The organism is Paraburkholderia sp. RAU6.4a (assembly GCF_050435625.1).
Classification (GTDB): domain Bacteria; phylum Pseudomonadota; class Gammaproteobacteria; order Burkholderiales; family Burkholderiaceae; genus Paraburkholderia; species Paraburkholderia tuberum.
Genome location: NZ_JBNDKQ010000001.1, coordinates 717,831 through 730,590, shown reverse-complemented (window position 1 = coordinate 730,590; position 12,760 = coordinate 717,831). Strand labels below are relative to the sequence as shown.

General features: G+C 60.5%; 15 protein-coding genes and 1 pseudogene. 1 reads left to right on the top strand and 15 read right to left on the bottom strand.

Annotation, left to right across the window (positions count from 1 at the left end):
* Positions 1 to 43: 43 nt before the first annotated feature.
* Genes OKW40_RS03355 through OKW40_RS03345 form a run of 3 tightly spaced genes read right to left on the bottom strand, consistent with a single transcriptional unit; the run spans position 44 to position 4,454 of the window.
* A complete protein-coding gene (locus OKW40_RS03355) occupies positions 44 to 1,180 on the bottom strand; it encodes a Rieske 2Fe-2S domain-containing protein (RefSeq protein ID WP_429488141.1) in 1,137 nt (378 codons plus the stop codon).
* On the bottom strand, positions 1,167 to 2,945 hold the full coding sequence (locus OKW40_RS03350; protein ID WP_429488139.1) for a thiamine pyrophosphate-binding protein: 1,779 nt from the start codon (positions 2,943 to 2,945) through the stop codon (positions 1,167 to 1,169). The genes OKW40_RS03355 and OKW40_RS03350 overlap by 14 nt, the downstream gene beginning before the upstream one ends.
* A 15-nt stretch (positions 2,946 to 2,960) precedes the next feature.
* Entirely contained in the window at positions 2,961 to 4,454 is a 1,494-nt protein-coding gene (locus tag OKW40_RS03345; RefSeq protein ID WP_429488137.1) for an aldehyde dehydrogenase family protein, read from the bottom strand.
* Between the two features lie 202 nt (positions 4,455 to 4,656).
* On the opposite strand from OKW40_RS03345, the pseudogene OKW40_RS03340 reads away from it, so the two are divergent.
* A pseudogene (locus tag OKW40_RS03340) lies at positions 4,657 to 4,796 on the top strand (IS5/IS1182 family transposase); the annotation flags it as partial.
* Positions 4,797 to 5,166: 370 nt separating this feature from the next.
* Here the strand turns inward: OKW40_RS03340 and OKW40_RS03335 are convergent.
* The 12 genes from OKW40_RS03335 to OKW40_RS03280 all read right to left on the bottom strand — a co-directional run bounded on the left by OKW40_RS03335 (position 5,167) and on the right by OKW40_RS03280 (position 12,602).
* Positions 5,167 to 5,628: a hypothetical protein gene (locus OKW40_RS03335; protein ID WP_429488135.1), complete on the bottom strand. Its 462-nt coding sequence runs from the start codon at positions 5,626 to 5,628 to the stop codon at positions 5,167 to 5,169.
* Positions 5,629 to 5,791: 163 nt separating this feature from the next.
* Complete coding sequence (locus tag OKW40_RS03330) at positions 5,792 to 6,484, bottom strand: hypothetical protein (RefSeq protein ID WP_429488133.1); 693 nt, start codon at positions 6,482 to 6,484, stop codon at positions 5,792 to 5,794.
* Between the two features lie 13 nt (positions 6,485 to 6,497).
* Positions 6,498 to 7,187 (bottom strand): hypothetical protein, encoded by a 690-nt coding sequence (locus tag OKW40_RS03325; protein ID WP_429488132.1) that lies wholly within the window; start codon positions 7,185 to 7,187, stop codon positions 6,498 to 6,500.
* Positions 7,188 to 7,226: 39 nt separating this feature from the next.
* Complete coding sequence (locus OKW40_RS03320; protein WP_429488130.1) at positions 7,227 to 7,649, bottom strand: antitoxin Xre/MbcA/ParS toxin-binding domain-containing protein; 423 nt, start codon at positions 7,647 to 7,649, stop codon at positions 7,227 to 7,229.
* Positions 7,650 to 7,717: 68 nt separating this feature from the next.
* The gene (locus tag OKW40_RS03315; protein WP_429488128.1) at positions 7,718 to 8,077 is read right to left on the bottom strand and encodes a hypothetical protein; all 360 of its coding nucleotides are present in this window, start codon (positions 8,075 to 8,077) and stop codon (positions 7,718 to 7,720) included.
* The gene (locus OKW40_RS03310; RefSeq protein ID WP_429488126.1) at positions 8,067 to 8,402 is read right to left on the bottom strand and encodes a hypothetical protein; all 336 of its coding nucleotides are present in this window, start codon (positions 8,400 to 8,402) and stop codon (positions 8,067 to 8,069) included. Before OKW40_RS03310 ends, OKW40_RS03315 begins: the two co-directional genes overlap by 11 nt.
* Before the next feature lie 174 nt (positions 8,403 to 8,576).
* Positions 8,577 to 8,978, bottom strand: coding sequence for a hypothetical protein (locus OKW40_RS03305; protein ID WP_429488124.1), 402 nt, complete (start codon positions 8,976 to 8,978; stop codon positions 8,577 to 8,579).
* 65 nt (positions 8,979 to 9,043) lie between these two features.
* On the bottom strand, positions 9,044 to 9,226 hold the full coding sequence (locus tag OKW40_RS03300; RefSeq protein ID WP_429488122.1) for a hypothetical protein: 183 nt from the start codon (positions 9,224 to 9,226) through the stop codon (positions 9,044 to 9,046).
* Positions 9,223 to 9,672, bottom strand: a complete 450-nt coding sequence (locus OKW40_RS03295; protein ID WP_429488120.1) for a hypothetical protein — start codon at positions 9,670 to 9,672, stop codon at positions 9,223 to 9,225. Before OKW40_RS03295 ends, OKW40_RS03300 begins: the two co-directional genes overlap by 4 nt.
* Positions 9,673 to 9,716: 44 nt before the next feature.
* Complete coding sequence (locus tag OKW40_RS03290; protein WP_429488118.1) at positions 9,717 to 9,932, bottom strand: hypothetical protein; 216 nt, start codon at positions 9,930 to 9,932, stop codon at positions 9,717 to 9,719.
* 303 nt (positions 9,933 to 10,235) lie between these two features.
* The gene (locus OKW40_RS03285) at positions 10,236 to 10,478 is read right to left on the bottom strand and encodes a helix-turn-helix domain-containing protein (protein ID WP_429488116.1); all 243 of its coding nucleotides are present in this window, start codon (positions 10,476 to 10,478) and stop codon (positions 10,236 to 10,238) included.
* Positions 10,479 to 11,030: 552 nt separating this feature from the next.
* On the bottom strand, positions 11,031 to 12,602 hold the full coding sequence (locus OKW40_RS03280; RefSeq protein WP_429488114.1) for a hypothetical protein: 1,572 nt from the start codon (positions 12,600 to 12,602) through the stop codon (positions 11,031 to 11,033).
* Positions 12,603 to 12,760: the final 158 nt, after the last annotated feature.

Sequence of the window (12,760 nt, the reverse complement as noted above, 5' to 3'; positions counted from 1 at the left end):
TCAACTGATTCTTTTGTGACTCACTGGCATTTCGCCGGTGCACCTAGACCCCTGCCGTAATCCGGCTCCTGGGTGCGTAGCTCCAGACATGAGGCGTCGTTCCATTGCTGATCAGATCGAGATCGGCAAGCCAACGTTTCCGGACCGCGATGACTCCCACATCGGCCCGGCCGAGGTGCTCCTTCGCGCGATCAGGCGCAACGCCCTGTCCTTCGAGAGCGACGTGATCTTCGAGAATGATGTCGTAGTACGGATCATGTTCACCCATGTGAGCCCTCGCCTCCTCCAGGGTGAGCGCGCCGCGGAGCACCTCTTTCGCCAGATCATCGACAGGCGGCACCGGTAGCGACCGCACATGACGGCGTCTTTCGAGATACTGCTGCCTTGCGTCACCCTCCACATGAACGTGCGTCAGCGCAAAGGAATAGTGGCTGCCGTCATCAATCGGCACGCGCCACACCCAGTAGTCGATCCATTCTCCTTCAACCTGTTCTTCGCCGAATGGCGTCTTGACGCGCAGGATATTCGGGGCGAGCCATTCGGATATCCGGATTTCGCCGTTATGCCGGTCTTCGAATAACACTACGCCCTCAGCGATCTCTTCGACGCTCAGATCCGGAATATCGAGGATCTTGTGGAACACCTGCTTATGTGTGTAGGAAACATGTATCGCATCGAGCGCATTGTCGACACCGGAAAAAAAGTTGCAGCGGCGCGTGTAGACGTAGGTCTCAACCAGTGCGTTTGCGTCCAGTTCAGTGAATGTCGGGAAGGCAGGCGGCTCCCCGTCGCCGAGAAAGGCAAAAACGAGGCCCTGAAAGACTCGCACTGGCCAGCTGCGCAATTTCACCTTGCTGCAGAACGGCCGGTTACCCTCGCCTGGCTGCTCGACACATTGCCCGGTCTCGTCGTAACGCCATCCATGATATCGGCACCGGATAGTCTCGCCCTCAACCCAACCCGCTGACAGTTGCGTTCCGCGATGCGCGCAACGCTGGGCGGTCAGGTAGACGCTGCCGCTTTCTCCACGGTAGATCGTATAGTCGTCACCCATGATCCGCAGCGGCTTTGCCTGCCCCGCCTTGAGGTCTTCCAGCAAGGAAACGGGTTGCCAGAACATCCGCATGTACCGCCCTCCGAGGGTCTCTCTGCCCGTCGAAATAAGGTTATCCACGTTCATGATTTGTCTCCATTTTTCCACGGGCAAGCCCGTTGGCCATTGTTTTCGCATACTCGCGAGCCACATACGCATCGATGACCACGACGTGTCCTGCTCGCACTGCACTGCCTCCTGCCTCCAGGGCCGACCACAACTCGTCGACCGACTTTACGGGACCGATACCCTGCGCCCCGAGCGACTTCGCGAGCATGGTTATGTCGGCGCCCTCAATACGCTGCCCGATTCCCTTGTTCTCCACCGGTCGATCACGCTGTAGCGCTACACGCTCCTGGTGCACTTCGTCATTGAAGAACGACCGGTTGTTGGCGACCACAATCAGTAGCGGGACTTTGTAGTTCACCGCAGTCCACAGCGCCGTTGCCCCCATCAGATAGTCTCCATCTCCGAGCACCGCTACGGGTAGTCTGCGACTTCCCTTCAGCGCAAGCGCCGCTCCGACCGCCATGCCAGGCCCAGACCCAACGCCACCTCCGCCGTCATAACCGAGATAGTCAAGAGGATGCCCGATTGGATGCGCTCCGCCGGGCCACCCCAAATTCGTACGGATCAGGCAGGTCGGTGCCTCCTGTTGCAAAAAGGCGCTGGTTGCAGAAGAGAAGCCGGCCAAAGACATGCCGTCAATTCCCTGGGGCTCAGACCGCCGCAAGCCCCTCGAATCGTTCTGCCGAGATTGCGGTGCCAGCAAGGGGCCGCTCGTTGAGCGCAGTTCTTCAAGCAGTTGTCCGGCGAACTCGTCCGGGTCGCACAATAGATACGTATCCGCCGGCGCAACTGCCTGCTGCTCGCCGCCCACGCCGTTGTGCAGGGTCTCATCCAGTGAAACATGCATCAGATGCGCCGGGCATTCGCCGTCACCGAATGCCTCGCGAAGCGTTCCGGCGAGATCGATCCAGTCGAGACTCAGTATCAGATCGGCGGCACGCAAGGCCGCGATGCCGTCACTATCCAGAAAATAACCGGGTTGCGCAGCATGCAACGGGTGCCACGTCGGAAACGCAGCTGCCAGCTTAAAATCCGTCAGCACTTTCGCGCCGGTATGTTCAGCAAGCCGTACGCGTCGCGCCCAGTCTCCCTCGTCGCGCGAGCCCCGGCCGACGAGAATGAGTGGATTCGCGGCAGCGCGCAGTTTCTCCGCGGCGGCCTTGACATCGTGCGGCCGTGCCGCCGGCCGGTTCGGTACGCGATAGCGAGCAAGCCGTGGCAGCGGTGGCGCAGACTGAACCTCGGCCTCCTGGAGCTCGCTATCGAAGCAAACATAGGTCGGCCCTCGCGGCCCGGTACAGGCAATCCGGTGCGCGCGCATCATGGCGTCCCGGGCGGCCTCCAGCGACGTCGGCTCGCCATCCCACTTAACAAAAGCCCGAATCATCGCGGCCTGGTCCTTGGTCGTATGCAGCCAGTCGATCCACGGACGCCGCTTTGCCGCATCCACCGGGCCGGTGGCGCCAAACACCATGACCGGGACACGATCGCAGTATGCGTCGAAGATCCCCATCGACGCGTGCATCAAACCGACGTTGGCATGCACGAAGGCACCCATTGGCCGTTCAGTGACCTTCGCATATCCATGCGAGATCGCGATAGCATGCTCTTCGTGCAAGACAGTGAGTATTTTCGGACCATCGTCGCCGAGATAATTGACGAGACTATCGTGGATACCCCGGTAGCTGGACCCGGGATTGAGCGCGATGAACTCGAGGCCAATGTGCTTCATCAGTTCTGCGATGTAATCGCTGCCCCACGTACAGGTCGTTTGGCTGTTCATTAGCATCGTCATTAACTAACACCGAAAAGTAATATTGACGTTCTTGACCTGCGTGAAAGCCAGCAACTCCTCCTTGCATTCCTCACGGCCCATCCCGGAATGTTTGTAGCCGCCAAACGGCGCGCCGATAAAATGAGTCGAAGAGTTGTTGATCCAGACATACCCCGCTTCCACCCGGGCTGCCGCCGCGTGCGCCACCTGAAGGCGGTTAGTCCAGATCGATGCAGTGAGCCCGTATTCCACGCTGTTGACCGCCGCGAACAGTTCCTCTTCGTCGGACCAGCGTAAGACCGAGAGGACAGGGCCGAAAACCTCCTCCCGGGCAATTCTCATCGCTGGCGAGACGTCCGCGAGGATCGTTGGTTCGAGGTAAAACCCTTTCGCAAGTTGCGGATCGCGCGGGCGGCCTCCACCGAACACTACGCGCGCGCCTTCCTGCACCGCCCCGGCGATATACATCACGGCCTTGTCGAGTTGCTGACCCGAGATGACTGCGCCCATCGTGGTGCGCAGATCCGTCGGCAGTCCCGGATAGTGGGCCGACCCTGTCAGCTCGACGATGCGATCAAGCACCACGTCATGGATAGACTCGTGAAGGAAAAGTCGGCTGGTCGATCCGCAGGACTGGCCGCACCACGTAAAGTTCATCCCCCGAACGGCGCTCGCCGCTGCCGCTTCGATGTCCGCGTCGGGGTAAACGATCATCGCATTCTTGCCGCCCAGTTCGAGCAATACCGGTTTCAGCCCTTCGGCAGCCGTACGCATGACGGACTTGCCCGCCGTGACGCTTCCGATCAACGCGATCGCGGCAACGTCGCTGTGCGCTGCCAGGTATGCACCGGTATCGCGATCGCCCGTCACACAATTAAGCACACCGGTAGGGAAGACATCTTCGAGCAACTCGAACAACCGAAGCGTCGACAAAGGCGCCTGCTCGGGCGGCTTCACGATGACGGTGTTGCCTGCGGCGAGCGGCGCGGCAATCTTGCCTGCGGCGAACATGAACGGATGATTGAATGGCGTGATTCTCGCCACCACGCCGAGCGGCTCGCGCAACGTGTAATCGAGCGAGCCGTTCTGGGTGGGGATCGTTTCGCCTTTCAGTTCGAGCACGAGACCGGCGAAATACTCCAGTTGCGTGGCAGCGACGTGAGCGTCGTCCATCATCTGGCGCACCGGATTGCCGCAGTCCGCTGCGTCGATAAGCGCCAGCTCTCTGGCATTGGCCCGAATGATCTCTGCAACGCGACGCAGCTTCGCCGCGCGCTCGAGCGGAGGCGTAGCACGCCAGGCCGGGAACGCGCGAAGCGCCGATGCGACAGCGCGGTCGATGTCCCGTTCGCTCGCCACAGACCACGTGCCCAGATCCTCCCCGCTACCCGGGCTGTAGCTGCGCTCGCTTCTCCCCGACGCTGCCTGCCACGCCCCGTTGTAATAGAGGCCCCGTTGCTTGGGCAGGTTCGTGGCCACCAGGGCGGACAGATCATGTTCGATCGGCGCGGTAGACATATTGAATTCCTTTGACGACATAGTTTGACCGTGTAAGTTATCGACTCATCTTCCGCTCCCCAAAGGGAGTCAAGGATGGAACGAAGATAAGCCGCTGGTCGTCAGGATTCAATCTTGATTCGGAAATCAACCAATTAGCGTTTTTCGCCCGGCGGGCGAGTCGGCATCGACTTTCAGGCGCATATCTCTCACGTCGCCGCCGTTTCGGCAGGCGCTGGGAGAAGCCGGCGTCGAAAAACTGCTGGCGACGACGTTGCCGCCGCCGTGCAAATGAAGGCGGTTAACCCGGCCAAATTTGAGCGCGTGATCGTCGACACGACAGTGCAGCAATATTTCATTTCGGGCCTCCCGTTCGGGTAGGGTGATTGGGCACACTCACTTTAACCCCGCTGCCCTTCAGGGCAGCGGCCGGAGGCCCGCTAGATGATTTTCAACTCTGCGGTTTTCCGTTAACTTAATCTATCAGGTCTACATATCGATGAGTTGAAAAAACAGACCAACCCTAAAGCAGCACCTCAGGCAGAGAAAATGGCGACGCCGGACGATAGAGAGTGGATGGACCGTGAGGTCGCGGGTAGCAATTTCAGGACGGCCGACGCTCGCGCAACTAAACCTGTAACTACCGGTGTGCAGCCGACGCCGGGCCTGTTCCCCTTGTCGCGGCGTGGGCGCTTGCGGGCGACTGTTCATCGTGCTGGTTCCTGCTGCCAGTTCAGAATCCAGCATTGATCTCTCCCATTGCGTAGCAGTTGGCGCGGGCGTCGGATAGTGCGTGATGCCGGCCGCCATGCGCACGGTAATAGCTTTCCAACCGGACGAAGTCGATCACCTCGCCAACGTGGCAAGCCTGCCAGCCGGCGGGCGGCCCATCGAGCAGATTGCACAGCAGCTCCCAGTCGCCCCCGTAGTCGAAGCACAGCATCCGCTCCGGTTCGTTGGCGAACTGATCGAGCCATCCGAGTAGCGCGACGCGCAGCGCCTCGCGCGTATACAGGCGGCCCGCATGCTGGCCGAGCTGCGGCAGAACAGCCGCGCGCACGAATTCACTGCAGCTGGAAATATCGAAATCGGACCGCTCGCCGTAGAACTCGCGGCCGTCGTCGGCTACGAACGCGACGCTGATCAGATCGCAGTCGATGAAATCGGTAAATTCGGTATCGACAAACAGCCACATGCGTTATCCCTCGAAATCAAGGTTCGCCCGTCGCAAGGCATGTCTAGAGGGAAAGCCTTGCCCCAAGTGGTCGGCCCCGTGGAAAGCGCGTTCCACATCCCACAGGTCCGCCCTACGACGAATGAGATAGACAACTCTGAAGCCCGACCCAAGGCGGGCGCTTCTAGTTGCCTTCTTCGGTCTGTTCACGGGCGTTTTCCAGCCCGTCGAGCGCGTCAGTGAGCAACTTGCACAGCCAGTAAATGAACTCCTCCCAGCGGGCCGACATGAGCGCCGCCCGGCCATCCTCATCCACCCAGAAGGCGGGATTGGTCGATCCATCCGGGTCCGATGGAAATCGGGCCGACAGCCAGCCTAGCAGCGCGCGGCATAGTTCGAGCGGCACATCGTGCAGGTACACCACATAGCCCCATTCCGGCTCAGCAAACGGCACCCCCGCCTCCAGCCCGGCCTTGAGCGCATGCGGCCGGGTGGCGTCGGTAAGCGGCGCTTCGGCTGCCGCCATCCCGGCGCGCAGCGCGGCGAGGTTTGGCGCGGTGGTGTCGCCTTCCGATGCGCCCGCCTGCCGCTCGTCCACGAGCGCCGCATCGAGCGTGGCCGTCATCCAGTCAATGAACGCCTCCCAGCTCTGCCACGTGTAGGCGAGCTTGCCCCTTGCATCGCGCCGCACCACGCGCGCCGGTGAGTCCCAATCGGTCCAGCCGTCGTGCGCGAGTAGCCAGCGCGGCAGCAGCTCGTCGCGAAATTCGTAGGGCGCATCGGTTGCGTAAAGCACCTTTTCGCTGGCGAGCTCGTGCGACGGCACGCCCGCAGCGATGCCGAAGATGAACGCGTGATGTTTGTCCTTGATTGCCATGTTACGTATGCCCTCAATAGTGCGGAAAGCGCCCCTGCAGCCAGTTGCACCAGTCCCACGCCCAGGCGCACTCGCCCTCGCCGTCGATCGCGGGGCAGCCCGCGCCGCGCAACGCGGCCCGAAACTCGTCCTGCCAAGGCTGGGGCACATCGAGCAGCCGAACGTAATACGGCCTGCCATCGCGCATCTGCACGGGCACCGCCTGCAACTGAGCGGTGCGCTCGTCACGGGCGGTCAGCTGGCGCAGGCGTTGGAGAATCGCAATCTGATCGCCTGTCGCCACGCCGTTCTCTTCATCGTCATGCAGGCGCAGCATGGCCACCTCGCCCGCGCGCACACCTGATTCATGCATCAACTCGGCCAGCTCGCGCGCGTCGTGCGCTTCGAACTGCTGGCCGCTGTCGAGGGTGGCCACCAGCACGCGGCGCCCGGGATCGCAGGTAACACGCGCACGCGGCCATTTCGCTTCTGTAACCGGCTCGAGCGGCATGTCGAAGTCGGGCGATGCGCATACGCGACCCGCAAGCGCGCCAAAGTGCCTTGCCCGTGGCGCCTGTTGCTGGTCGCCGCGGCCTTCGTCCATGAAGCCGGGCGAGCCGCCGATCCATTCGCCCTTGATGTGCTGCCCGACCGCTTCATGCATATCGTCGGTCGACACTGGCTGTTCCGGCTTGTGGATGATGCCCTTCAGTTCCTTGACCATGTGTTTGCTCCGCCCCACTGCCGGGGGATCGATCCAGATTCAGATGCCACTACCGCGCTCAAGGCGCATGAGCAGATCGCGCACCCGGTCATAACCGCTTTGCGTCGCCAGTGCATCCGGTGGCCGATCGCCGACCATCAGCACCGTGGGGCGCAGCATCCACTGCATCGCGATCGCCGGGTCTTCGAGCACGTCGCTGGCCTTCGCATGAACGCTCAAGACGCGTGCCGCGTGGTCAGCGAGTTCTTGTTCCATCTCATCGTTGAAACCGGGTTTGTCATTGCCAGGCCGGACTGGACCGATTGTCCCTTCAAAACGCTGCACCGTGCCGCGCAGCCGCGACAACACCGCATCCGCTGCGGCGTTAGGCAGCGTCGACGCGATCGACACAGCCAGTTCGTCAGCCGCAGCGTCGATCCCGAAGGATGACACATGATCGCCGCCGCCCTGAACCGCCGGCACATATGGTCCCAAGCAATCCCCCTCACGATGTCCAGCATTGACGACGATCGGCTGCGGAGCCGCGCCCGTTACGCCATTAAAGCCGCTTTCCTAGCCCTGCACGATGACGAAGGCCGACGCTGCAGGATTTCGATCAGTTCAGCGACAGTCATCATGGTTGGCTCCTCAGATAAACGCGCTCGCGTGAGCGCGGGCGTCGTGCAGCGCGTGATGTTCGCCACATGTTTCGCGAAGTAGCCGGCAACGCGCCGGGCATCGAGTCTGTCAGAAATGTTTTCCGTTTTCCAGCCACGTGGCAGGGGGCCACCGAGCAGATGGTCGACGAGTTGCCGACCGCCATGAAAGTCGAAACATAGTACCGGCTTTGGTTTCGCTCGCACCCGGTTCAGCCAGTCCAGCAGTTCACGGCGCAACTGGTTAAACGGCATCAAGCGATCGGGAAACTGGCCCGAGCTGCGGCAGCATGGTCGCGCGCACGAAGTCGCTGCACAGGGGGCGTTCGAAGTCGGAGCACTCGCCATAGAACTCGCGCCCGTTCTCGCCGACGATCGCCATGCTGATGAGCTGGCAGGCGTCGAACTCCGTGTCGAGGAAATAGCGCGGCCACGGGTCACATGGACCACGGCCAGGCGAAGGGCGATCAGCCCCGGCTGCCGCAAGGTCACTTGCAACACCGGGCCACACCTCGCCCGCATAGGATGCAGCCGGATCCCACCGGCCAAGCCGATCAGCGAGCTTCTTTTCACGAGCCATCCGGACCTCCGAAGGGGTATGCATATCGTCCGTGCGACGGGCCATCACCGGCTGTCGAGGCCATTCTGAAATTTCCACTTTCCGGCTAATTAGAAATGTCCGGTTTGGAGGTGGATTGCCGTAAATCGGTAGGTTCGGAGTCGACGAAAACGCGCATGATCGGGACGGGCACATTTAGAACTTCAGCGCGTCGGCCAGCGTGTCCTGCACCCACGACAGATAGTGTTCCCACACGTCCCACGGAATCGCCATGCGATCGGCCGGGTCGAAGCGCAGCGCGTACGAGGGCGAGTCCTCGCGCACGAGCGCGGGCTGCGACCAGAGCCAGCCGCGCAACGCGGACTCAAGCTCCAGCGGCACATCTTTCAGGAGCAGGACCGTTTCGCCGCCAAGGTTCTGCGACGGAACCCCGGCGGGAATACCGAACATGAGCGCGCGCAGCTTGTCCTGAAACGCCATCGCCCTACTCCCGACGCCCGCGCGGATGGCGAGCGCGCCACTCGGCGAGAAACGCGAGCCGTTCATCGTCCGAAAGGAATCCAGCAAACGGCGCCGATTGCCGTAGATCAGTGGCATGCTCCGCCGGATCGGTCATCAGGGCGATCGTTGCATCGATGCCCTGGTCGATCGCGGCCCGCCACTCATTGAGGTAGGGTGCCGCGTGCTGGTACCGGTCCCGTTGCCATCCAGCGGTCCAGGTTTTCGCGCGCACGGTCGAACAGCGTCGGATCGCGCCGGATCTTCTCGGCAATGAGCCGGTGCAGTGCGAGGCTGCGCCGATGCTTCTCCAGATGCAGGTGTGCGGGATCGGCGGGTGTCCTCATGTCGGATTGGCGTCTCGCGGTTCATCGAAATCCGGTACGATCTTCACGCGTCCCGCCTTTGCGTCAAAGCGTCGTTTGCCCTTTGACGTACCGGGCTCCTCGTTCTCGGCGAAGCTTGCCATGCCGCGCTTGAACGGGTTGATCACCGACGGCGCAGCGGCCACCAGATCAACGGCGGGCCGCTCGTGGTCGAAGTCCTCGAGTCGGGCGGTCCCCTTAAAGATCGAGCCGTAGCGTCGGAAATGCGTGAGCGTCACGTCATAGTGGCCGTTTAGTGGTGTGCCGGTGTCGTCGTTGGCGATGGTCATCGCGGCGAGCGGGCGCGCGAGCGCTTCGTCGCCGTCTGGCAGCAGTTCGATCGTTACGCGCATCTGACTGGAGCGCGAAGTGTCGGGGGCGGCGTTTGACACATTGAAGAGACCTCGGTACAACATGCCAGCCACCACGCGTTGTCCTGCATGACGTCGTTTCCACGTCCCAGAGAACCAGCTCAAGCTTGTTGAATATGCATTCGTGAAACGTCCCATCCCACATGAACGAGGATGTTCTCGGCCTGTCGGCGCGAGCAAGGAATCTCAACATAATTCAGCGACGAGCCAAGAGCGATACCTAACGTGCGCGACTTCACGTTGTATCCCACGTCGATGAGATCATCCAGGCCGACCGCGACGGTAAATCGGAGCTTTTCTGCAATGATCCACACCATTCGGTCACCATATACGATATCCACCGCGACGCCACAATCAGCGGAGCACTTGACTGAGTCGACGCTCCCGAGCTCTGGCGTTTGGGTTCGTCTGCGCATCTCACGTCCACAGGAGGCAGAAGGTGTACCAATTGTGACGCAAAAACCACTTCAATGGAAGAGCCTCGCGCCCGACTCCATCTGGAACGCATCCGGGGAATGTGGCGTTGACCGACTTTCCATTTCTAAAACATTCGCGTACCGACTGTGCCATAGCGCCAGCGCACGCCTTGATTGTGTCAGGCGACGCCAGCGCTGCGCGAATCAATAATCCAGTAGTCGTGCGACCGGCACCTCGAGCGCGATCGCAAGCTTTTCCAAATTGTCAAGAGATATGTTTCGAGATTGCCGTTCGACGTGAGCAATGAATGAGCGGTCTAACCCGCTGTAGTGCGCCAGGTCCTCTTGCGTCCAATCCCGCTCGGAGCGCATGCGTCGAAGGTTCAGTGCGAGCGCTTCTCGGGCTGATGGTGGTTGTGGAGGGGGAACGGTACGGGTGCGCAGCATGCGCAGAATACTGCGAACATCCCGTCATTCCGTCAGTAGACTTTAAGTCACAATATTTCCGCCGGGCTGACACGCCTGCCAGCCCACTGTTGCGCGACCGCCAGGTGCGGCCTCATTTCGTGAACGTAAAGCGCGGCAATCGTCGAGGACCAATTGCGCTAACCAGTTCTTCCGCTTGCTCTGCTGTGCATAGAACGTCAACTGCCATCCACGCCCCAATGGATAGACACCCGTGGTTCACTCGAAAACAAGCTTCCGTATCAGGGTTCAGCAGCAGCATTATCGAAAGCCCGGACCTTTCGCAATCAATGATCAAAAGATCATCGTGGCGCTCAAACGTCGCGAATATTGACGCGCCGAGCGGGAGCCGAATCCTCGTCGTCTGGTGCTTCGAGTGCGATTTCGTGCGCATGTCCTGTCACAGTCACGATCTCTCATAGACGCGAGAATTGTGACACAAAAACCACTGACATGCAGAGCATTTCCCTCGTTGAATCGCGTTGGGAGCTGCTGTCGTGCGTTGAGCGCCGAGATCAGCGGAGAGATTTCCGGCTACGGGAGAGGCAGCCTTCGCGCCGGTTGAAAGTCTACGTGGCTTCGCCGTCGGAAGAACGGGGCCTCGGAAATGCGTGTCCAACGATCGGACCAGTTCTCGTCGAGCTTGCTGCGAATCTCAGGAAACCGTGTCATCAAATCTTCGATGACCGGCATGATAACAAGTCCGGTATGGTGAAGGTAGTCTGTTTGGTACTCGTATGCCATCATGGTCTCCATTCTGTCCCTCGGTGGCAGCGTCAAGAAATCACCTGCCAATTTGGAGGCGCCCACCGTGCAGACGACTGTTCCATAGGCCGCCAGAATTGCCGCGCGAAGAGGGATGCGCAGGACGCGATCCCCGACCGCTGCGAAGGAGGGGCAAATGCATCCCGATCCAGTAATCGGTCCAGCAGCAACGGTCCAATTTCTCTCCACCCCGCGCTCGCACCAGAGGCGCAGCAACAGGTACGACAGTTCACACTTGTCCCAGCCCGCAGTTATCACACGACCATGTTCGAATCTCGGACAGTCGTGCAGGCTGGTTTCAAGCCCTAATCTGATATGACGCTCAATTAGCCATTGTCGGATGCGCCAAATGGTCCCTTCATAGACAAGGACCGTCGTGCATTGCCGTGACGAGTACGGTTCCCGTTTGGGAATGGTCGAGGGAATCCTCCTCCGGAGCCACGCGAAGAATTCCGTCAGGTTCGAAGACCCGCTGTATGGGCAATCGTCCCTTTCGGTCTGGTTGATACGCACTTCGGGGCGCGGCGGTCGAAGTCGCAAATGCCAATTCAGGCAAAGAACCTTAAAGTGCGGCGCAATCGCCAGATCCGGCGGCCGACGCACTGCACATATCGCACTTTCCAACAGGGTGCGCGCGTATCGGCGTGGCGCGTGCGGACACAAAGTCAGACGCTCAAAGCCCGCGGCCGAACGATTGACCTCTTCAATCCAATGCACCAACGGGCTGAACGCACGCTTCAACGCTTGCGCATGCTCCCGAAGGTCGAGGAAGTCCAATAAATCCGGCGCCTGACCGGCAATCGCCTCATGGCAATGAGCACAGCCCCAGTCGGATTGAAAAAATTCAGGTGTAAATTTGTAGTCTGGAGACGGCGCGCCGCACGACTGGCAGACCGTGGTTAAAGGAACGTTATGGACCGGGCAAACGTGAAGAAACGGAAGCTGAAAGAGAAAAGTATGATAGGCGGACTGGGCGCAAATCGGACAGAGAGAAAGTTGAACCCGGAAAATCTGTCCGATGCAGTTAGTCCTTCCAATAAGACGCCACTCTTCCGGAAGTGGCAGTATCAACCCCGTCCCGGTGGCCAGTCTTCTGATCCCCGGGTCTTGCAGCGTCTGTCCAAAAAAGGGTGGCGGATGACGCTTCCCTGCGGATATTCGAGACAGTTTCCATACCTCGGTTCCCGTCAAGGCGTTGCGCCAGGCAAATCGCCACACGATGCTAACAGTAGATTCGTAGGGCAGCGAGCCCCACGCTAGGCCCGACCAGCCCAAGTCCGTGTGATTGGCTTTGAATGAGTTCGATTCGGCATCCATACCGCTACCGCAATTGTTTTTCACTTGTCCGCCTTGTGCTCGCTTCCAATTCGCATTTGGAGACAAAGGGCGCCACGCCCGCCGGCACGCCACTCCGTAAAATCGGCGGGATAGAAACCGAAATCCATCCTTATTCTTGACAGGACAGTCATGCCACGCCCGTCCTGACGCGCCTGTTTACC

Excerpts from the sequence above, each read along its gene's own strand:
- OKW40_RS03355 (WP_429488141.1), bottom strand. The coding sequence starts at position 1,180 with ATGAACGTGGATAACCTTATTTCGACGGGCAGAGAGACCCTCGGAGGG.
- OKW40_RS03350 (WP_429488139.1), bottom strand. The coding sequence starts at position 2,945 with ATGAACAGCCAAACGACCTGTACGTGGGGCAGCGATTACATCGCAGAA.
- OKW40_RS03345 (WP_429488137.1), bottom strand. The coding sequence starts at position 4,454 with ATGTCTACCGCGCCGATCGAACATGATCTGTCCGCCCTGGTGGCCACG.
- OKW40_RS03335 (WP_429488135.1), bottom strand. The coding sequence starts at position 5,628 with ATGTGGCTGTTTGTCGATACCGAATTTACCGATTTCATCGACTGCGAT.
- OKW40_RS03330 (WP_429488133.1), bottom strand. The coding sequence starts at position 6,484 with ATGGCAATCAAGGACAAACATCACGCGTTCATCTTCGGCATCGCTGCG.
- OKW40_RS03325 (WP_429488132.1), bottom strand. The coding sequence starts at position 7,187 with ATGGTCAAGGAACTGAAGGGCATCATCCACAAGCCGGAACAGCCAGTG.
- OKW40_RS03315 (WP_429488128.1), bottom strand. The coding sequence starts at position 8,077 with ATGCCGTTTAACCAGTTGCGCCGTGAACTGCTGGACTGGCTGAACCGG.
- OKW40_RS03310 (WP_429488126.1), bottom strand. The coding sequence starts at position 8,402 with ATGGCTCGTGAAAAGAAGCTCGCTGATCGGCTTGGCCGGTGGGATCCG.
- OKW40_RS03305 (WP_429488124.1), bottom strand. The coding sequence starts at position 8,978 with ATGCCACTGATCTACGGCAATCGGCGCCGTTTGCTGGATTCCTTTCGG.
- OKW40_RS03300 (WP_429488122.1), bottom strand. The coding sequence starts at position 9,226 with ATGAGGACACCCGCCGATCCCGCACACCTGCATCTGGAGAAGCATCGG.
- OKW40_RS03290 (WP_429488118.1), bottom strand. The coding sequence starts at position 9,932 with ATGGTGTGGATCATTGCAGAAAAGCTCCGATTTACCGTCGCGGTCGGC.
- OKW40_RS03285 (WP_429488116.1), bottom strand. The coding sequence starts at position 10,478 with ATGCTGCGCACCCGTACCGTTCCCCCTCCACAACCACCATCAGCCCGA.